This is a genomic window from Brevibacterium sp. H602, from assembly GCF_051172395.1.
Lineage (GTDB): Bacteria > Actinomycetota > Actinomycetes > Actinomycetales > Brevibacteriaceae > Brevibacterium.
This window is the reverse complement of sequence record NZ_JBPIZD010000026.1, coordinates 26,934-46,472: the sequence shown is the minus strand read 5'-3', so window position 1 is coordinate 46,472 and position 19,539 is coordinate 26,934. Positions and strand designations below refer to the sequence as shown.

The following is a 19,539-nucleotide window of genomic DNA, read 5'->3' as shown; positions in this document are numbered from 1 at the left end:
TTTGCGGTGGTGATAGTGGTGGGGAAACGCCCGGTTAACCGTTCCGATCCCGGTAGCTAAGCCCATTCGCGCTGATGGTACTGCAACTTGGTGGTTGTGGGAGAGTAAGTGACTGCCGCAATATTTTTTGGTGGTGATGGCCTCGTCCAATGTTTTGGGCGGGGCCATTACTGTATTCACCAACGAATGCGGTGGGTGTGCTTGGTGCTACCTGGCGGGGGTACTGCTACCTGGCGCGGGGTTGCTGCACCCCCGTCAGGTAGCAATAGGGGTGGGGGATGTCTTTTGGAGTAGTCCGGAGAACCCTACTTCGGGACAAGTCGTTTTGTCAGTAATGTGAACATTATGACGACGAACGATACTCCACTGCACGTTCAACCAGCAGAGCCGGACGCTCAACAGGCTCGCTCACGGTCGCGCTGGATCGGTATCCTCTGGGCCCTGCATTGGCTGCTGCGCATCGGATTGGCGATCGCGCTCCTGCCCTACGCCTGGACGAAGATCTTCCACGTTCAGATGGGCTATGCGGACTACGCCGACGCATTAGTCCAGTACGGCGAGATGAGCCCCATGGGTCTGCTGTGGCGTTTCACGGCGTTCTCCCCGACCGTTCAATTCCTGGCGGGTCTGGCCGAGCTTCTCGCTGTCATCCTGCTGCTCTTCCGTCGTTCTGCCTGGCTCGGCGCACTCATCGCGGCTCTGGACATGAGCGTGGTCTTCCTTCTCAACCTGACGTTCGACGTGCCGGTGAAGCAGCTCTCAGGAGCGATGGCCCTGGTCGGTCTCGTCCTTCTCATCCCCAACGTGCCCCGAGTCGCGAGATTCGCACTCGGGCGCAGCGTCGGGCCGGCGGTCAGCGGCCTCATCTGGCAGAACCGGATCTTCGTTCGTATCACCCGCTGGGTCTCCCCGATACTCGCTGTCGTCATCATCGTCGGCAGCGGACTGGCCACCGGAATCAGTCTCAACTGGGGCCGGCCTGGGACCCCTGAGGAGATCTCAGGCGTCTATACCGTCACCGCGTCAGGCAAGCCTGCCCCGATCGAAGGCACCGACCATACAACCGCAGACATCACTCAGATCGCTTTCGGGCAGATAGGCTCAGGCAAGGGCAAGAGAATGAGCGTGCGGTACTCCGACGGAGACTTCCAGGACGGTATCTACAGCGTCGAAGGCCAGTCGATCACAGCGAAGCTCTACCCCGTCCGCAAAGGGGCTCAGACGCTTATTCGCGATCCCTCCGGCACGGTTGAGTTCCGGTACTCGAAGGTCGGAGAGGGGGAGTTCTCTCTTCAAGCAGCGGACTCGGAACTGACGCTGCGCAATGATGATGAACGAAGGTTCCTCTTCGACCGAGGCTTCCGCTGGGGACCCGAGACGCCCGTCAACCGCTGAAAGCCGATGAATTATGTGGGGCCCCGCCGATCGGCGGGGCCCCAAGCATCCTTCAGGGATCCAACAGCTCAGCGGCGCATCAGCGTCCGAACAGCTTGGAGAACAGACCCTTCTTCTTCGGCTTGGCCTCCTTGCTCGGCTCTTCCTCGATCGGAGTCTCCGCCTCGGCGGGCTCGACAGATTCGTCTCCGAGCGGCCGCTCGTCTTCCGGCTGGTGCTGTCCGCGTGCGGCGTCCGTAGCCTCCGCCGCAGGCTCTGCAGCTTCGTCGTCCCGAGCCTCGGCCGCCGGGGCCGATTCGGCTGCCGGCTTCTCGTCCGGCACGGATTCTGTGGGCGCAGCTTCCTCTATCTGAGCAGGCGTCGGTGTCGCGGGGGTCGCCGCAGGTGGTGCGGCAACCTCCTTCGCAGCGGGAGCGGACGTCGAATCGGTCGCGCGAGAGGCGGCGGCCGCCTCGGTGGGGGTGCCTGTGGGTTCCGCAGCGGCGTACTGCTCGGCGGCCTCGCCCTCCAGCGGCGCATTCAGGTCGCAGTTGGAGATGCGACGCTGATCGTCGAAAGACAGGTCGGCCGAGCCGTCGGCGAACAGCATCCGCAGGCCACCCTCGGGGAGCTCTGCCGTCGGAATGCCGCGTTTGGCGACGTACGCTTCGATGGCCGCGCGGTGGTCGGTCACCGTCGTCTGCGTCAGTCCCTGCATGAGCGCCCTCACAGAGACCTTGACCTGCGGTGCGGGCAGGGCGATCTCGGCGGCATCGACGAGGAGCCAGACAGTGGTCCCGGCGCCGGCGGCGGCAGGATAGTGGGCCCACTTGTCGGTGGCCTCCTTCGATGCCAGGGTCAGCCGCAGTGCGAGCTCCTCATCGAGGGAGAGCTCAAGTGTCGTGAGCTCGCTGACGTCCTCAGCGGCCCCGAACTTGCGCACCTCGTGGGAGAGCCCGACGACGGCATCGGGGAAGTCATTGACGTTCTCCCAACCCCACAGCCACGTCTTCTCCCTGCCTGACTCCGATCCGAGCAGATGCGGCCGGGTGCGCAGGACGGCGCCCTCGGCCGACGTGAACGTCAGGTGCGGGTCGGAGCTGAAGTCGACTTCCCACTCGGCGTCGGCGATGAGCGCACCGAAATGCGTCTGCACCTCCGTCGAATAGAAGACGGCACGATTGACCAGGTCCTGCAGAGTTGAGCTCATGCTTTCAAGCGTATGCGGGAGCGCCGGAGAATCGAGGAGGCACGCGGTGCGAGGCCCGTGTCAGTGCCTCATGGTGAAGTAGAGGTCTGAGTTTGAAGGCACGATCTGCCGCCTGATCGTCTATCTCTGAGCGGAGAATTCATGTAAGGTATTCTGTTGCGCTTCGCAACTCTCGCGACTCCATCATCAGTCACTCATCACTCAGGACGTTCAACGTGGCATTACTCCGCCTGTCCCTGAAATACGCCAAAAACTACTGGCCGTTCATCACTCTGGTCGTGATCCTGCAGCTTGCCTCGACCATCGCAGCACTGTACCTGCCCAGCCTCAACGCCCGGATCATCGACGAGGGAGTCGCCAAGGGCGATACCGACTTCATCTGGTCGACGGGCATGACGATGCTGCTCGTCTGCCTCGTGCAGGTCGTCACTGCGATCACCGCGATCTACTTCGGCGCCCGCACGGGAATGGGCGTCGGCCGCGACCTCCGCAGAGCCATCTACCGTCAGGTCGACGACCTGTCGATGCTCGAAGTCGGAAAGTTCGGATCCGCCACCCTCATCACCCGCAACACCAACGACGTCCAACAGGTTCAGATGCTCGTGCTCATGACCCTGAACTTCATGGTCTCGACACCGATCATGTGCATCGGCGGCATCATCATGGCCCTGCGGGAGGACGCCGGGCTGTCCTGGCTGGTGTGGGTGTCCGTGCCCGTCCTGTTCATCGTCGTCGCCATCCTCGTCTACCTCCTCATGCCGCTGTTCCGCCGTATGCAGGACCAGGTCGACGACATCAACGGAGTTCTGCGCGAACAGATCACCGGCATCCGCGTCATCCGTGCCTTCGTCCGCGAGCCCTTCGAAACCGACCGCTACGCCGATGCCAACCGTGCCCTGACCGAAACCTCGGTCAAGGTCGGCAACCTGTTCGTGCTCATGTTCCCTGCCATCATGATGATCCTCCATCTCGCGACTGCCGCTGTCCTGTGGTTCGGCGGCCACCGCGTCGACGCCGGACAGATGGAAGTGGGATCGCTGACCGCGTTCCTGCAGTACCTGCTGCAGATCCTCGTGGCCGTGATGATGGGCGTATTCATGATGATGATGATTCCGCGCGCCGTCGTCTGCGCCGAACGCATCGCAGAGATCCTCGACACCCGCAGCACGATGACCATCCCGGCCGGTGTCACGGAGCTGCCCGGTCGCGGTGAGCTCGAATTCCGCAATGTCACCTTCGGATATCCCGGCGCCGAAGTGCCGGTGCTCGAGGGACTGAACTTCACGGCCCAGCCCGGAACGACGACCGCGATCATCGGATCGACCGGTTCCGGCAAGTCGACGATCGTCAACCTCATCCCCAGACTCATCGACCCGCAGGTCGGCGAGATTCTCATCGACGGCACCCCCGTCACCGAGTTCAATCGCCACCAGCTGGCCCAGCTCATCGGTCTGGTGCCGCAGAAGCCGTACCTGTTCTCCGGCACAATCGCCTCGAACCTGCGCTTCGGCAATGAGAACGCCACCGATGAAGAGCTGTGGGAGGCACTGCGCATCGCTCAGGCCGACGACTTCGTGTCCGAGAAAGAAGACAAGCTCTCTGAACGCGTCGCCCAGGGAGGCACGAACTACTCGGGTGGGCAGCGGCAGCGTCTGTGCATCGCCAGAGCCCTGACGGTGAAGCCGCAGATCTACGTCTTCGACGATTCGTTCTCCGCCCTCGACGTCGCCACCGACGCCCGCCTGCGGGCCGCCCTCGACGAATCGACGGGGGACGCCACCGTCATCGTCGTCGCCCAGCGCGTATCGACGATCCGGGACGCCGACCAGATCATCGTCCTCGAGGCCGGGAAGATCGTCGGCCGCGGCACCCATGAGGAACTCGCCGAGGCGAATCCGACCTACCGCGAGATCATCGAGTCCCAGCTGACCACGGAAGAGGTGAACTGACATGGCCGACAACAACTCAACCGAAACTGTGGTGGCGGGGGAAGACGAATACATCCCCAGCGGCGAGGAACTGGAGATGAGCGGAGGCACACCTCCGCGCAAGGCCAAGCACTTCTGGCCGTCGGTCAAGCGTCTGTTCGGACTCATGGCCACGGAGAAGAAGGGCATGTTCTACGTCGTCGCGCTCGTCGTCGGCTCCGTCGTGCTCACCGTCATCGCGCCCAAGGTCCTCGGCAAGGCGATGGACGTCGTCTACTCCGGAGTCATCGGAGCTCAGCTGCCCGCTGGTGCGAACATCGACGACATCATCGCCGGGGCCCGTGCCGAGGGCCGAGACGACTTCGCCGATATGCTCGCCACCGCCGAGGTGGTGCCCGGGCAGGGAATCGACTTCACGGCGCTCGGTCAGATCATCATCGCCGTTCTGCTCATGTACCTCGTGGCCTCGATGCTCATGTGGGCGCAGGGGTATATCCTCAACGCCCTGGTCATGCGCGTGGTCTACCGTCTGCGTGAGGACATCGAACGCAAGATCAACCGGCTGCCGCTGCGCTACTTCGACACCCGTCAGCGCGGCGATGTGATGTCGCGAGTGACCAACGACGTCGACAACATCCAGCAGGCCCTGCAGCAGGCATTCTCTCAGCTCGTGCAGTCGGCGCTGACGATCATCGGCATCGGTGTGATGATGTTCATCGTGTCCTGGCAGCTCGCACTGCTGGCTCTCATCGCTCTGCCGCTGTCGGCGATCATCGCCGGCGTCATCGGCACCCGTTCGCAGAAGCTGTTCAAGGCACAGTGGAAGCACACGGGTGAGGTCAACGGGCACGTGGAAGAGTCGTTCTCCGGTCTTGACATCGTCAGGGCCTTCGGCCGTGATGAGGTCATGCTCGAGGAGTTCGACCGTCGCAACGAATCGCTGTACAAGGCTTCGGCCGGAGCTCAGTTCGTCTCCGGCATGATCATGCCGTCGATGCAGTTCGTGTCCTACCTCAGCTATGTCCTCATCGCCGTCGCCGGCGGCCTCAAGGTGGCGACGGGACAGATGACGCTCGGTGATGCGACCGCGTTCATCCAATACTCGCGCGAGTTCTCGCAGCCGATCTCCGAAATGGCCGGTGTGGCGAATATGCTCCAGTCCGGTGTCGCCTCGGCGGAGCGGACCTTCGAACTGCTCGACGCCGAGGAGGAGGACCCCGACGAGGTGAAAAGGGAGCTGCCCCCGCGCACTCCGGGCAAGGTCGAATTCTCCGAAGTGAGCTTCCGCTACGCTCCGGAGACGCCTCTCATCGAAAAGGTGTCCTTCACCGCCGAACCGGGACATACGGTGGCGATCGTCGGCCCGACCGGTGCCGGCAAGACAACCTTGGTCAACCTCGTGATGCGGTTCTACGAGATCACGGGCGGCACCATCTACCTCGACGGCATCGACACCCGCGACCTCAGCCGGGCCGACCTCCGTTCACATGTGGGCATGGTGCTCCAGGATGCGTGGCTGTTCGAAGGCACGATCGCCGACAACATCCGCTACGGTCGGCTGGGCGCCACCGATGAGGAAGTCGTCTCAGCCGCGAAGGCGACGATGGTCGACAGGTTCGTGCGCCAGCTGCCCGACGGCTATGACACCGTCATCGATTCCGACGGCGGCAGCGTCTCGGCCGGCGAACGGCAGCTCATCACCATCGCCCGAGCGTTCCTCGCCGACCCCTCACTGCTCATCCTCGACGAGGCGACCTCCTCGGTCGACACCCGCACCGAGGTGCTCGTGCAGCAGGCGATGGCAGCGCTGCGAACCGATCGGACGTCGTTCGTCATCGCCCACCGGTTGTCGACGATCCGTGACGCTCACACCATCCTCGTGATGGAAGACGGAGCGATCGTCGAACATGGCAACCACGAGCAGCTGCTCGCGGCAGAAGGCGCCTACCACCGGCTGTACATGTCGCAGTTCCGCGGAGAGGACGCCGAGGAGCAGTTCACTGCCGAGGTGCTCGCCGAAGCCGAGGCAGGTGGGCCGGTCGACGAAGCTGCGGCCTCCGCCAGCGACAGCGCGGACGGGCCGGATGCCGAAGGCGAAAGCCCCGAGGCGCCGGCAGAGGAAGGCCGCTCTCCGCAGGCCTGATGGCTCCGGACAGTGGCAGGGTCCCCGAGCTTGAGCTCGGGGACCCTGCATCGCATTCACCGCAGAAATCAGATGGTGAACGGAGAATCCGACATAACGTTTTTCAGGGCGTGAATGCCGAAATCGATCCGAATGTGACACAGTTCTGACCGTCTTGCCGTGCAGCTCATCGGCCTCGAACAGAAGTTGCTGTGCAGGTGAGAGCGCAGCCTGTGGGACGAACACGTGGTGCGCCATAATCAGGCTGAGCAAACAATATTGCGAAGTGATAAACATTCGGCAAAACACCTCTATCACTTCTGTCATGACCTAAATGAACAAAAGTCGTGCGCTCTCCTCTGCCTGCGTATGGTCCAAGCCATAACTGAAGACGGCAACCGACCAGAACTCTGGAAGGACCATCATGAAACGGTTGGCAATGGCGGCAACGTTCGCTCTGGCACTCTCCCTCGGAGGATGGGGTCAGGCGGCCGCACAAGCAGATGAGCGCACAACTGCGCAGGCGGTCGACGTCCAAGCCGCAGGAGAAGCAGGAAACGGCGACGCAGAATCTCCGGGAACGGAGGACCCGCCCACGGACCCAGGTGGCGACGACGCTGATCCCGGCACACCCACCGAACCCGGTGACGGGGAGGAATCGACCGATCCAGGAGGCGACGAGAACGCAGCCGATCCCAGCGACGGTGAAGAGGCGGCTGACCCTGGCGAAGGCTCGGACGAACCGACCGAGGACTCGACCCCGATCGAAGCCTCGTTCTCACTCGACCAGTCGTCGATGCCCGTCGACGAGGCAGCCGAGGCCATCCCGTACACCATCACCGGGCTGAAGGCCGGAGACACCGTCACCGCCGAACCCGGAGAGAACGGCTCAATCACCGTCGACAGTAACGGAACGTTCAACGGAGAGCTCCGGGGCAACACCGAGCTCAAGGTCGGCGACGTCGTCGATGTCACCGTGACCGTCGCCCGCGACGGCGAGGAGTCGAAGACATTCAGCGGCCGCGTGGAGATCACCGACAGCCAAGATGACACGGATGCGGCCGTCAGCGTCGACCCGCAGAGCCAGGGGATCGACTCGTATCTCGACAACGGTGTCGACATCACCGTGAGCAATTGCGAGGCGGGCGAAGAAGTGACCGTCACCATCGTCCGCAAGGGCGAAGATACGAACATCTGGGAAGAGACGAAGACCGCCGGCGATGACGGTTCGGTCTCCACATCGTTCATGCCCGGCACCGGCGGTGATGGATGGATCGGTGACTTCGTGGTCAGCGCAGAATGCGGTGACATGACCGCGGAGACGACGTATTCCGTCACTGAAGACGACGACAGCTCCGATGCGGATCTCAGCGTCACCCCGGAGAGCCAGAAGTTGGCCGACTTCCTCGAGAACGGTGTCAACATCACTCTCGTCAACTGCCACGTCGACTCCGAGGTGAAGTTCCAGGTGAGCTCAGCGAAGGACCCCGACACCGTGATCTGGGACGAGTCCCAGGAAGCCGGTGAGGACGCAGCCGGGTCCGTCAAGTTCCTCCCTGACGGTGACGGCGGCAAGGGCTGGGTCGGTGACTTCATCGTCATGGCCTCCTGCGGCGACAAGAGTGCAGAGACTACGTTCACGGTCACCGATGACGGCAGCGTCGTCGACCCCAAGCTCTCGATCAACCCCGAAAAGATTTCGGGAAAGGACTTCATCGACCGAGACCAAGGTGTGCAGCTGATGGTCAACGAATGCGTACCGGATGCTGAAGTCCACTTCGAGGTCTACTCCGGGGACAAGAGCGAGAAACTCTACGAACAAACCGCGACGACCAATGAAGAAGGAACGGCCGGAATCCACGTCTACGGTCTCGGGGATGATCCCGCGTACTACGTCGGGACTTACCAGGTCTTCGCCGAATGCATGGACGTCAGCAGGTCAGGAGAGTTCGAAGTCACCGGCGGCGAGTCCGGTGGCGGCAACGGAGGAGACTCCGGCGAAGCCGACGGATCCGGGGGCGGTTCGTCGATGCCTCGCACCGGTGCCGAACTCACCGGTCTGACCGCAGGTGCTCTGCTCATCCTCGGCGGTGGAGCAGCCATCGGCCTGGCACGCCGGAAGAACAAGAGCTGACAGTGACCGGCGACCCGTCGGGTTGGTGACTCCACCCGGCCCGACGGCGAGAAGCGGTCCTGGCGGAAGCGATCGGCCCCGGTTCCTCGACTCCTGGTCGAGGAACCGGGGCCGATCTGTGCTGTCCTCACAGGCAGTGCCGACCAGTTCGCGTGCACGCCCGTTGAGTCTCGTCGGAGCCTTGCCGGTGCAGGAACAACGGGCCTAGCTTGGTCGTCGTGGAGGCAAGGAAGCTTCCACGAAACCGATGAACGAGGAGCACGATCATGTCCAATCCCGGTCAGCCCGAAATCAAACGCGGCGATAAGGGCACCGCGGTCCTTCGCGCCCAGCGAGCTCTGCGGAGAACTCCCGATCTCAGCGTCGCAGTCGACGGTGATTTCGGACCGGACACCGAAGCGGGGGTCAAACGGTTTCAGGAGAGCGCCGAACTGACGGTCGATGGCATCGTCGGAAAGGACACCTGGGAAGCACTTCCGAACGGTGGTCCGATGCCTCTGCTGAAGACGGGGTCGAAAGGCGACGTCGTTCGCGACCTGCAGAAGGTGCTCATCTCTGGTGCAGGCAGCGGCGATTGGCCGTCGCCGGGCGAAGCCGACGGAGACTTCGGGGCCGGCACGAAGGAGTCTGTGGAGGGCTTTCAGAAGTGGGGTGCCGTCGACTCAGACGGCATCGTCGGGGACAGAACCTGGGCTGTCCCACTGCACGCCACGAACAGCACTCTCGAGACCGCCGTCGGACTCGACTGGGCCGAAGACTCAGTCCGGCCAGGTTGCTGCTGACAGTTCTGGTCCCCTGCTTCCGAAGTCGCGAGCAGGGGATCGCGGCCTGAAATCTCCGAAATCGGCAATAACAATTCAGCCTGCCGAACTCTGCGGAGTGATGACGATGTGATCGACAGTCTGATCGCGGCCTGTGCAGCCGTATCAGCTTGCCTCAACCGGAGCAGCCAGCTCCGAACCAACCTCGCTGGAACAACGGAGATGACCAGGAACGACAGCGCCGCCTCGGCGAGAGTGCCGCTGTGGGCGGTGCGTGATTCTGAACGACGGCTCGGCGTTCGAATCGGCAGGTCACGTTGACGTCACGGAACAGGTCGGATTGCTGTTTCGAAGTTGTCATGACCACAATGTTCAGAACTCCACAGATCCCTTTCGTCGTGACTACGGTCGCACCACAACCGAATACGGCCGTTCAACCCGGCGCCGCTTTCAAAGCGTCACCGGCAAGGATGAAAGAAGGATGATCACTATGAAGAAGCTCGCACTCGCCGTGACCGCAGCCCTCGGCATCTCTGCCCTCGCAGACGGACCGGCGGCGGCTCTGAGTCTCGACGCCGCACCTTCGGGCTCTGTGCCAACCGACGAAAGTCACTCGAGCGAATCTGGGGCAGCAGAGGAGGAAGGCTCGGAGGATGACCCCAAGTCTCACGATGAAGATCTGGCGCTGAGGTACGCGACGATGACACTGTACGAGGTCGCGCACGGCAAGGGAATCGAATACACCGTCGACGGGCTCAAAGCAGGGGACGTCGTCACCACCAGTCTCAACGACAAAAAGTCCGTTGTGAAGAAGGACGGGCCGTTCGACGGCTCGGTTGTCGTGGATGAGGAACCGGACGTCCCGACAGCCCTTCCGTTCATGGTCTATGTTGAACGCGACGGCGAGAGAGTGAGGGAGATGTCCACCAGTGTCGGCCTCATGGCGGAGGGCGATCGAGGTGAATACGACGATGGCACTCTGTTGATGAACCCAGAGGAGGACACGAACGACACGGCTCTCGGCACCGACGGAGTCAATCTCACAATGGTCAACTGCTCGGCCGAAGACGAGGTCGTGTTCCGCGTGTTCAAGAAGAACACGGATGGTCAGACGAAGGTCTGGGAAAAGCGCCAACTCGCCGGTGAAGATGAGTCCGCATCGGTCCGATACATAGCGGATTCAAGCAAGGACCTGTGGGGCAAATACGTCATCACTGCAGAATGCGGCGGCCTCGAAGACTCGGCGCCGTTGCAGGTGTACATCGACGAATAGAGGTCCGTGATCACTCAACCCGCAAATAGAATGCAAACGACGCCAGGTCCTCAACTCAGAACAGTGCCTCTGAGTTAAAGACCTGGCGTCGTTCGTCTGTCGGTGCCTCAGGGACCGCCGGCCGGCTCAGCCCTTGGCGACGAGCGTGCGCACGGCCGAGGAGAAGAACCCCTGACCGTCGATTCCGCCGCCGGACTCGGGGCCGAAGCCGGTCTCGACGGCGTGTTCGGGGTGCGGCATGAGACCGACGACGTTGCCTGCTTCGTTCGTGATTCCGGCGATGTCTCGCAGCGACCCGTTCGGGTTGAAGCCCTGGTAGCGGAAGACCACGCGTCCGGTGGACTCGAGCTCGTCGAGCACCTCGTCGGTGGCGACGAATCCGCCCTCACCGTTCTTCAGCGGAATGCGGATCGTCTGACCCTGCTCGTAGTCGCTCGTCCACGCGGTGTTCGCGTTCTCCACGACCAGGTCCTGGTCGCGGCAGATGAAATGCTGGTGATCGTTGCGGATGAGCGCACCGGGCAGCAGACGGGACTCGCAGAGGATCTGGAAGCCGTTGCAGATGCCGAGCGCCGGCATACCGGCATTCGCCGCAGCCACGACGGACTCCATGATCGGCGCGAATCCGGCGATTGCGCCGCAGCGCAGGTAGTCACCATAGGAGAACCCGCCGGGCAGGATGACGGCATCGACTCCGGACAGCGTCGAATCCGCATGCCACAGGTTCACCGGGTTCGCACCGGCGAGACGAACGGCGCGAGCGGCATCGCGGTCATCGAGAGTTCCGGGGAACGTGACGACTCCGACGGAGACACCGGACTCAGGCGTCGCCTCGGCGGTGGGATCAGCCGCGACAGCGGTCACGATGCGTCCTCGGCCACGCGGACAGCCACAACGTTCTCGATCACGGGATTCGACAGAAGCTTCTCTGCGGCTTCGCGTGCCTGGGCGAGGACCTCCTCGGTGGCTTCGCCGTCAACCTCGAGTTCGAACCTCTTGCCCTGACGAACCTCACCGAACCCGGTGAAGCCCAGACGGGTCAGTCCGCCGGAGATCGCCTTGCCCTGGGGGTCAAGGATCTCGGGTTTGGGCATCACCTCAACGACGACACGTGCCATGCGTGTACTGCTCCTTTGTGAAAGTGTTCGGGAGTTCCTCCCGCGCTCACCCAGAGTCTACCAACCACGGCCGAATTCCCCGCCCGCGGTCCGGTCGTCGGACAGGCCGGAGCCCTCAGGAATCGAAGCCCATGCCCACTGCATCGAGGACCTTGAGCAGAGGTCCGCGACGGCCCTCGTTCTCATCGGCCTTGATCAGCGCATTCGTCGTCATCTTGATGCCCAGCCACGCCACCGGCTCGGGCGGGAACGGCAGGGGGAGTTTGCGCACCATCTCGAGCTCGGTCAGCTCGGTGTCCTCACCGGAGAGCAGATCGAGCATGACCGTTCCAGCGAACCGAGACGCGCCCACTCCGAGCCCGGTGAATCCCGCAGCCATGGCGACCTTCTTCCCATAGGCACTGGTGAAGAACGAGAAGAACCGTGAACAGGTGTCGATCGGTCCGCCCCATTTATGGGTGAACTTCAGCCCGGCCAGCTGCGGGAAGGTCTCGAAGAAGTGCTCGGCGAGGGTCTCGAAGGTCTCGGGTCGCTGATCGTATCTCCACGACACCTGCCGCCCGAAGTGGTAGACGGCGTCCCAACCGCCGAAGAGGATCCGGTTGTCAGCGCTCAGCCGGTAGTAGTGGAAGCGATTTGCACAGTCGCCGATGCCCTGACGACCCTCCCACCCGATAGAGGCCATCTGCTCGTCGGTCAGCGGCTCGGTCATCAGCGCATAGTCGTAGACGGGAACCGTATGCAGACTCACCCGTTTGAGCAGCGAGGGGAACACATTCGTCGCCAACGCCACCCGCTTCGCCGTGACCTGGCTGCACGGAGCTGACGCGCAGTCCTCGAGGGTCTCCGCGGTCACGCGGGTCTGGACTCGCACGCTCGTCTTCGCGTCGCTGACATCGGTGACCTTCGTGCCCTCATAGACCTCGACCCCGAGTTCGCGGATGACCCGCAGCAGCTCCCAGCACAGCTTCGCAGGATGGACCAGCGCGACCTCGCGGGAATCCCACAGCGCACCCTTGTACGTCGGCGACTTGACGATCCCCGCGAGCTCCTGCTGGTCGAGGAAGATGAAACCGGAATCGGGATCGTGGGCCTCACGCAGCTCGGCGACCTGGTAGTCCTCGGTGGCGACATCGAGTTCGCCCGTGCGTTCGAACTCGACGTCCATCCCGTACTTCGCCACCGCTGCTTCGATGGCGTCGAGGTTCTCCCGGCCCAGCTGCGCGAGCCGATCGTTCTCCTCCGGCAGGTGGGCTTCCCCGTTGTCGTAGCCGTGAGTGAGGCTGGCCGCGCAGAATCCGCCATTGCGCCCCGAGGCGGCCCACCCGATCGAGTTCGCCTCGACGAGCACGACCCGACGGTTCGGGTCCCGCTCCTTGGCCTGCAGAGCAGTCCACAGACCCGTGAACCCGCCGCCGACGACGAGGAGGTCGGTCTCGCGGTTCTCCTGCAGCGGCGGCAGCGGGTCCGGACGGAGGTCGGTGTCGAGCCAGAACGGAACGGTCGAGGCGTCGGCCAATGCGGCATTGACGTCCATGTCACTTCACTTTCTTCGCAGTGCGGTCGGTGGGCACTCTGCCGGATAGGCAGGTGCGGGGTGGTGCGGAACGGCGGGCCGGCGCGAGCCGGCGAACTTCGGGGCCGCCTCGGTGATGGAGTGCCTCATGCGGCCATCGTCTTGATGATCTCCGTGGCGTTGCCGCCGGCCTTGCGCAGGACGAAGCCGACGAAGCCGAGTGCGGCGAGGGTGAGGACGAACATCACCGTCGACATCGCCGCGACCTCGGGGCGCAGAGCCACGCGGACGGCGGAGAAGATGTAGACCGGCCACGGGGTGTAGCCCGGCTGCTGGACGAAGCTCGAGAGAATCGTGTTGTCGAGGCTGACGGTGAACGACATCAGAGCACCGGCGAGGATGCCGGGGGCCGCGATCGGCAGGGTGATGTCCTTGAACCGGTTCCACGGGGTGGCGCCGAGATCGGCGGCGGCATCCTCGAGCTGGGTGTCCATTCCGGCGAGGCGGGCCCTGACGATGAACGTCACGATCGCCATGGAGAACATCGCGTGCGAGATGATGAGCCTGACCAGGCCGTTGTTGAGCGGTGTGATGCCCCAGTCGACACCGACGGTGACGAACCACGGCAGGAACGAGATGCCGTCGACGATCTCGGGCGTGACCAAGGTCAGTCCAAGGATCGCGGTCAGTCCGAGCGCCCACCAAGCGCCCCTTCTGGCCCTGGCCAGAGCGACTCCGCCGAGGGTGCCGAAGATCGTCGAGACGATGGCGGTGCCGACGGCTGCCTGCAGGCTCGTGACGATGGAGGAGACGATGATGTCGTTGTTGATTCCGCTGATATAGGCGTGCAGGCCGAAGCCGCGGAAGTTCGCGAGCACCTTGCCGTTGTTGAACGAATAGGCGATGATCACCGCGATCGGCACGAACAGGTAGACGAAGACGAGGATGCCCCAGACGTGCAGGGCGATATCGGTCGGTGTCCGACGTGCGAACGTGTTCTTCTTCGGCATCTCAGGCCCTCCCGTCATGCAGCGGAACACTGTTGAGTTCGGCCGTGATCGCCTGCCCGAGCTTGAGCAGTGCGAAGCCGACCCCGACGACGGCCAAGGTGGAGATGATGAGGATCATCGCCATGGCCGCTCCGACCGCCCAGTTCTGTGCGGTGTTGAACTGATTGGCGATGAGCTGACCGACCATGGAGCCGCTCGCTCCGCCGAGGACGGTCGCGGTGACGTAGTCGCCGTTGAGCGGGATGAACACGAGCAGGCAGCCGGAGACGACTCCGGGCATCGCCATCGGCAGCGTGACCCGCATGAAGGTCTTCACCTTCCCCGCGCCGAGGTCGTAGCTGGCCTCGCGCAGCTTCTTGCCCGAGGCATCGATGGCGACGAACAGCGGCAGGATCATCAGCGGCAGATAGTTGTAGACGACGCCGATCTGCACCGCCGTCCGCGTGTAGAGGATGTCGAGGGGGCCGTCGAGCAGCCCGAGCCCCTGCAGCCAGTTCGACAGGAACCCGTCGGGGGAGAGCATGATCTGCCAGCCGAGGGTGCGGACGAGGAAGTTCGTCCAGAACGGCACCATCACCAGGGCCAGAGCTAATGACCTGCGGGCGGGTGCAACCTTGATCGCCAGCCAGTATGCGAACGGCAGGGCGATGATCAGGCACAACAGGGTGCCGAGCAGCGAGATGCGCAGCGTCGCGAAGAAGGTCGAGACGAAGCTCGCGCTCATCGCCTCCGGGTACCGACCGAACGACAGGCGATCGGTGGCGATGGCCGTGAACTGGTCGGGCTTGTATCCGAAGCTGTAGAAGACGATGAGGGCGAGGGGAATGATGAAGAAGAACAGCGCATAGGCCCATGTCGGAAACGACATGGCCGCCGGGCCGAAGAGCTTCGTCGCCGGCTTCTTCGGTCGTGGCTGCTGCGGTCGGGTCTGAGTGCTCATGCTCCGCTCCTGGCCTGGGCGTCGGTGAGGATCTTCGTCCGGATCTGATCGGCCGGAGTCTGCTTGCTCGGTTCGAGTCGGTCGAGGACCTTCTGTGCAGGGAAGATGAGGTCCTGTTGGTCGAGGTCGGCCTTCTTCGCCTGCTCGGCCAGGCCCTTCGTTCCGATCGGGTAGCCGATGTAGTCGAGCTGGTCGACCGCGGTGTCCGGCGAGAGCATGTGGTTGATGAAGGCGTGCGCGGAATCCGGGTGCGGGGCGCCGGTGGCGATCGCCCAGCAGTCCATCCACAGATTCGCCGAGGGGGTCGGAAAGACGAACTTCCAGTTCTCCGGGTCCTTGACCTCGGTCAGGCCCTGCCTGGCATCGCCGTTGAAGGCGTGCAGAAGGGTGAAGCTGCCCTGGATCATGCTTGTGGCGGCGTTGCCGACATAGGCCTTCACGTTCGGGGCCAGGTCATCGACGATGATCTTCCGAGCCTGGTCGAGCTCTCCTTCGTCCTGGGTGTTGAGGCTGAAACCCTGTGCGGCCAGGGCGATCGCCGAGACCTCCCATGGGTCCTCGAGCAGTGCGGTCGTGCCGGCCGCTTCCTTCTGCGCGGCGTCGAGGAAGTCCTGCCAGCTCGTCATCTCCCGGTCGATCTTCTTCGTGTTGTAGACGAACCCGGTGGTGCCCCACGCCTTGCAGATCGAGTACGTGTTGTCCGGATCGAAGTACTGATGCGTGAAGTTCGGGTCCATGTGCTCGAAGTTCGGGATCAGGCTGAGGTCGAGCTCCTGGAGCAGGTCATGTTCGAGCATCTGCGGAATGTTCGACCCCGTCGGCACGACCACGTCGTAGCCGGACGTCCCGCGCGAGGTCGAGAGCTTCGCGACGAGCTCCTCGTTCGACCCGTAGGCGTCGACCTGGACGAGGATGTCGTTCTGGGATTTGAAGGCGTCGAGAAGTTCGGGGTTGTCGTAGTCGCCCCACGAGTAGAGGTTGAGCTTCGATTCGAGCTTTCCGTCGGTCGGCGGCGATGCCGCCATCTTCGTGGTCTTCCCACACGCGCTCAGTGCCCCGAGTCCGACGACGCCGAACCCGGCCAGCAGCGCTCGCCGGCTCAATCTCGCCGAGGCGGCCCGCGGGGCCAGGAACGTCACATCGGGTCTCTGCCGAACCATTTCAGGCACCGCCTTCGAGGAGGGACGTGACCGCGTTCGGCTCACGGTCGTACACGGCCACGGCGTCGGCGTCCCAGCTCAGCTCCACCTCGGTGCCGGCGCTGATCGGCTCCCGCCCGGCGGCAGGCACGCGGGCGAGGAGCTCATCGTTGTCGCCGACGACGATCATGTACTGGATGACATCGCCGAGGAACGAATACGAGATGACGGAACCGCGCGCCGTGTTCGCCTCCCCGGAGTTCTCGCCCGCCGGGGCGACGTGCATTCGTTCGGGACGGATGGCCGCGCGCACTCGGTCACCGACCTCGAGATCACGTGGCTCTCCGGCGGCGGTGGCCGGTCTGAGCGTCCGCGTCGGGGCAGTGAGCACGGCGTTGGCCGTGCGCAGGGTCACGGCCGACGAATCGGTCGACGCCACCTCGGCGGGAATGAAGTTCTGTTTGCCGATGAAGCCCGCGACGAAGCCGTTGTGCGGATTCGCGTAGATGTCCTCACCGGACCCGATCTGCTGGATGACTCCGTCGTACATGACGACGATGCGATCGCTCATCGCCAGTGCCTCATCCTGATCGTGGGTGACGAAGACGAAGGTCGTGTCGAGCTTCGTGTGGAGGCGTTTGAGCTCGAGCTGCATCTCCTCACGCAGCTTCCTGTCGAGTGCCGACATCGGCTCGTCGAGGAGGAGGACCTGCGGGCGATTGACGAGAGCACGGGCCAGGGCGATGCGCTGCTGCTGACCGCCGGAGAGCTGCTCGGGCTTGCGTCCGGCGAAGTCCTCCATCTGCACAAGGGCGAGGGCGTCGCGGACCCGCTGCGCGATCTCCGGTTTCGGGACCTTCGCCTGCTTGAGCCCGTAGGCGATGTTGTCGGCGATGTTCATATGCGGAAACAGCAGGTACGACTGGAACACCGTATTGACCGGACGGCGGTGCGGCGGCAGAGACACGATGTCCTTGCCGGCGAGCAGGATCGCACCGTCGGTGGGGGTTTCGAAACCGGCGATCATCCGCAGCAGGGTGGTCTTTCCGCAGCCGGAGGGGCCGAGCAGGGAGAGGAATTCGCCCTTGCGGACGCTCAGATCGAGGCGTTCGATGGCGGTGTTGTCGCCGAAGACCTTCTTCACGCCCTGGATCTCGAGATGGTCGAGTCCGGTCTCCGCGGAGGGCACCGAGGTGGCTGTACTGGTCATGATGGCCTTTCGTCTTCAGCTGGCTGAGCCGGTGGTGGTCGAGGCGGACGGCGTGGTCGGTGCCGGCGTGTGAGGCGGCAGGGCATCGTGGACGATGCGCCCGTCGCAGATGGTCAGTTCGTTCGTGATCCCCGCGATATCGGTCGGCGGCAGCGTGAAGGGGTTGGCGCTGGCCAAGGCGAGGTTGGCCGGCTGACCGGGGCGGATGCAGCCGTTGTCGGCCGAACGCAACAGGTGTGCCGAACCCGCGGTGTAGGCACGCAGCGCCGTCATCAGGTCGATCGCCTCGTCGGGCAGCAGCGGCGACTCATCCGCGGCGGTCGGGTGCGAGCGGTTGAGGGCGACATGGATCGCGTCCCACGGGTTCGCCGTCGACACCGGCCAGTCCGAACCCATCGCCAGATGGGAACCGGTGCGGTTGAGAGACCCGAAGGGATAGAGCCAACCGCTGCGCTCGGCGCCGAGGAAGGGCAGGTTGAGGTCGATCATCTGCTCGTCATGGCAGGCCCACAGCGCCTGCAGGTTCGCAGTGACGCCGAGTTCGGCGAAGCGGGGAACATCGGCGGGATCGACGACCTGGACATGGGCGATATGGTGACGGCGTTCGCCGGGCTCGGCTGCGCTGGTCATCCCATGGCCGGCGGTGCTCTGGCTGCGGACGGCCTCGAAGGCGTCGAGCGCGGCCTTGACCGCGGCATCGCCGATCGCATGGCAGTGAATGTCGAAACCGGCCGCATCGAGGGCCGCGAACGAGGCCTCGAGGTGGGCGTGAGTGAAATAGCTCGTTCCGAATCCACCGCAGGTGCACGTATATTCCGTCGTCATCGCTGCGGTCCGGGACTCGACGATCCCGTCGAGCATGAACTTCACCGAGGTGGCGCGGAAGCGACCGTCGACGCGTGCGAGATCGGTCAGTCGGGCCACCTCGGCGTCGATGTCCTCGACTCCGCGCGGCCACCACAGGCTGCCGACGACCTCGGACCGGAGTTCGCCCGATTCCGCTGCCCCGACGTAGGTGTCGTACGGGTCGCGGTGGCCGCCGTAGTCGCCGACGATGGCGTCCATCCACGCGGTCACACCGAGCGAGTTGAGGTAGCGCTGACCTTCACGCAGACCCGCCAGGACTTCCTCATCGGAGGCGGCGGGAACGTGGGCGGAAACGAGGTCGATGGCCGATTCGTGCAGGCACCCGGTGGGTCGGCCCGCGGAATCGGCAACGATGACGCCGCCGGCAGGTGCCGTGCACGTCTCGTCGAGTCCGGCCGCAGCCATCGCCCGCGTATTCACCCAGGCCGAGTGGTGGTCGGCGCTGAGCAGGATCGCCGGCCGATCGGGACAGACCTCGTCGAGGATGTCGGCGGTCGGGTCACCCCCGGGGAAGTGGGCCATCGACCATCCGCCGCCGATGACCCAGTCGTTCGCGGGGTCGGTCGCGCCGCTGTCACGGGTCGTCTCGGCGACATAGTCGCGGATCATCTGCAGCGCCGCCTCGAGGCTGTCCGCTCCGCTGATATCGCAGGCCAGGGCCTCCTGACCGCCGAAGGTCGTGTGCACATGCGCATCGACGAAGCCGGGAGTGAGCAGTTTGCCGGCGGCGTTGATCGTGCGCGACGCAGGCACAGCTGCAGGTCCGGTGCTGATCTCGGTGATGATCCCATCGCGGATGCTCACGCGATTCTCGGGGCGCAGAGCCTCACCGTCGAAGATCGCGACGTCGAGGATATCGAGGTCCAATGCTGCCTCCCGACTGAAGTGTCGTGTCAGAGGCGGATCGCAGAGCCCGCTCTCTGAGTGTGTTGTGGAT

15 protein-coding genes and 1 rRNA gene are annotated in these 19,539 nt (G+C 63.9%); 7 read left to right on the top strand and 9 right to left on the bottom strand.

Features of this window, described 5'->3' with window-relative positions; genetic code table 11:
* The first annotated feature begins 2 nt into the window (after positions 1 to 2).
* Positions 3 to 121: ribosomal RNA gene (gene rrf, locus ACSBQT_RS15800) — 5S ribosomal RNA — on the top strand.
* Positions 122 to 345: 224 nt separating this feature from the next.
* Positions 346 to 1,395, top strand: coding sequence for a DoxX family protein (locus ACSBQT_RS15795; RefSeq protein ID WP_435002092.1), 1,050 nt, complete (start codon positions 346 to 348; stop codon positions 1,393 to 1,395).
* A 79-nt stretch (positions 1,396 to 1,474) separates the two neighbouring features.
* Here the strand turns inward: ACSBQT_RS15795 and ACSBQT_RS15790 are convergent, their stop codons facing one another.
* A complete protein-coding gene (locus tag ACSBQT_RS15790; protein WP_435002091.1) occupies positions 1,475 to 2,584 on the bottom strand; it encodes a DUF6882 domain-containing protein in 1,110 nt (369 codons plus the stop codon).
* Positions 2,585 to 2,799: 215 nt separating this feature from the next.
* Here ACSBQT_RS15790 and ACSBQT_RS15785 point away from each other — a divergent pair, with 215 nt between their 5' ends.
* The 5 genes from ACSBQT_RS15785 (at position 2,800) to ACSBQT_RS15765 (ending at position 10,802) form a co-directional block, all read left to right on the top strand.
* A complete protein-coding gene (locus ACSBQT_RS15785) occupies positions 2,800 to 4,533 on the top strand; it encodes an ABC transporter ATP-binding protein (RefSeq protein ID WP_435002090.1) in 1,734 nt (577 codons plus the stop codon).
* 1 nt (position 4,534) lies between these two features.
* On the top strand, positions 4,535 to 6,655 hold the full coding sequence (locus ACSBQT_RS15780; protein ID WP_435002089.1) for an ABC transporter ATP-binding protein: 2,121 nt from the start codon (positions 4,535 to 4,537) through the stop codon (positions 6,653 to 6,655).
* 403 nt (positions 6,656 to 7,058) lie between these two features.
* The gene (locus ACSBQT_RS15775; RefSeq protein WP_435002088.1) at positions 7,059 to 8,768 is read left to right on the top strand and encodes a hypothetical protein; all 1,710 of its coding nucleotides are present in this window, start codon (positions 7,059 to 7,061) and stop codon (positions 8,766 to 8,768) included.
* A gap of 266 nt (positions 8,769 to 9,034) precedes the next feature.
* Positions 9,035 to 9,550: a peptidoglycan-binding domain-containing protein gene (locus ACSBQT_RS15770; protein WP_435002087.1), complete on the top strand. Its 516-nt coding sequence runs from the start codon at positions 9,035 to 9,037 to the stop codon at positions 9,548 to 9,550.
* 469 nt (positions 9,551 to 10,019) lie between these two features.
* On the top strand, positions 10,020 to 10,802 hold the full coding sequence (locus ACSBQT_RS15765) for a hypothetical protein (RefSeq protein ID WP_435002086.1): 783 nt from the start codon (positions 10,020 to 10,022) through the stop codon (positions 10,800 to 10,802).
* Positions 10,803 to 10,928: 126 nt separating this feature from the next.
* Here ACSBQT_RS15765 and purQ read toward each other — a convergent pair whose 3' ends face one another.
* From purQ to ACSBQT_RS15725, 8 genes are all read right to left on the bottom strand, one after another.
* Positions 10,929 to 11,666, bottom strand: coding sequence for a phosphoribosylformylglycinamidine synthase subunit PurQ (gene purQ, locus ACSBQT_RS15760; protein WP_435002085.1), 738 nt, complete (start codon positions 11,664 to 11,666; stop codon positions 10,929 to 10,931).
* Positions 11,663 to 11,920 (bottom strand): phosphoribosylformylglycinamidine synthase subunit PurS, encoded by a 258-nt coding sequence (gene purS / locus ACSBQT_RS15755; RefSeq protein ID WP_025780534.1) that lies wholly within the window; start codon positions 11,918 to 11,920, stop codon positions 11,663 to 11,665. The genes purQ and purS overlap by 4 nt, the downstream gene beginning before the upstream one ends.
* A gap of 115 nt (positions 11,921 to 12,035) precedes the next feature.
* Positions 12,036 to 13,457, bottom strand: coding sequence for an NAD(P)/FAD-dependent oxidoreductase (locus ACSBQT_RS15750; protein ID WP_435002084.1), 1,422 nt, complete (start codon positions 13,455 to 13,457; stop codon positions 12,036 to 12,038).
* Positions 13,458 to 13,582: 125 nt separating this feature from the next.
* Positions 13,583 to 14,446 carry an ABC transporter permease gene (locus ACSBQT_RS15745; protein WP_139470423.1) on the bottom strand — a complete coding sequence of 288 codons (864 nt, stop codon included), beginning with the start codon at positions 14,444 to 14,446 and terminating at the stop codon, positions 13,583 to 13,585.
* A gap of 1 nt (position 14,447) precedes the next feature.
* Positions 14,448 to 15,386 (bottom strand): ABC transporter permease, encoded by a 939-nt coding sequence (locus ACSBQT_RS15740; RefSeq protein ID WP_435002083.1) that lies wholly within the window; start codon positions 15,384 to 15,386, stop codon positions 14,448 to 14,450.
* A complete protein-coding gene (locus ACSBQT_RS15735) occupies positions 15,383 to 16,546 on the bottom strand; it encodes a polyamine ABC transporter substrate-binding protein (protein ID WP_435002082.1) in 1,164 nt (387 codons plus the stop codon). Before ACSBQT_RS15735 ends, ACSBQT_RS15740 begins: the two co-directional genes overlap by 4 nt.
* Position 16,547: 1 nt before the next feature.
* The gene (locus ACSBQT_RS15730) at positions 16,548 to 17,735 is read right to left on the bottom strand and encodes an ABC transporter ATP-binding protein (RefSeq protein ID WP_435002081.1); all 1,188 of its coding nucleotides are present in this window, start codon (positions 17,733 to 17,735) and stop codon (positions 16,548 to 16,550) included.
* 15 nt (positions 17,736 to 17,750) lie between these two features.
* Positions 17,751 to 19,469 (bottom strand): amidohydrolase, encoded by a 1,719-nt coding sequence (locus ACSBQT_RS15725; RefSeq protein WP_435002080.1) that lies wholly within the window; start codon positions 19,467 to 19,469, stop codon positions 17,751 to 17,753.
* Between the last annotated feature and the right edge of the window lie 70 nt (positions 19,470 to 19,539).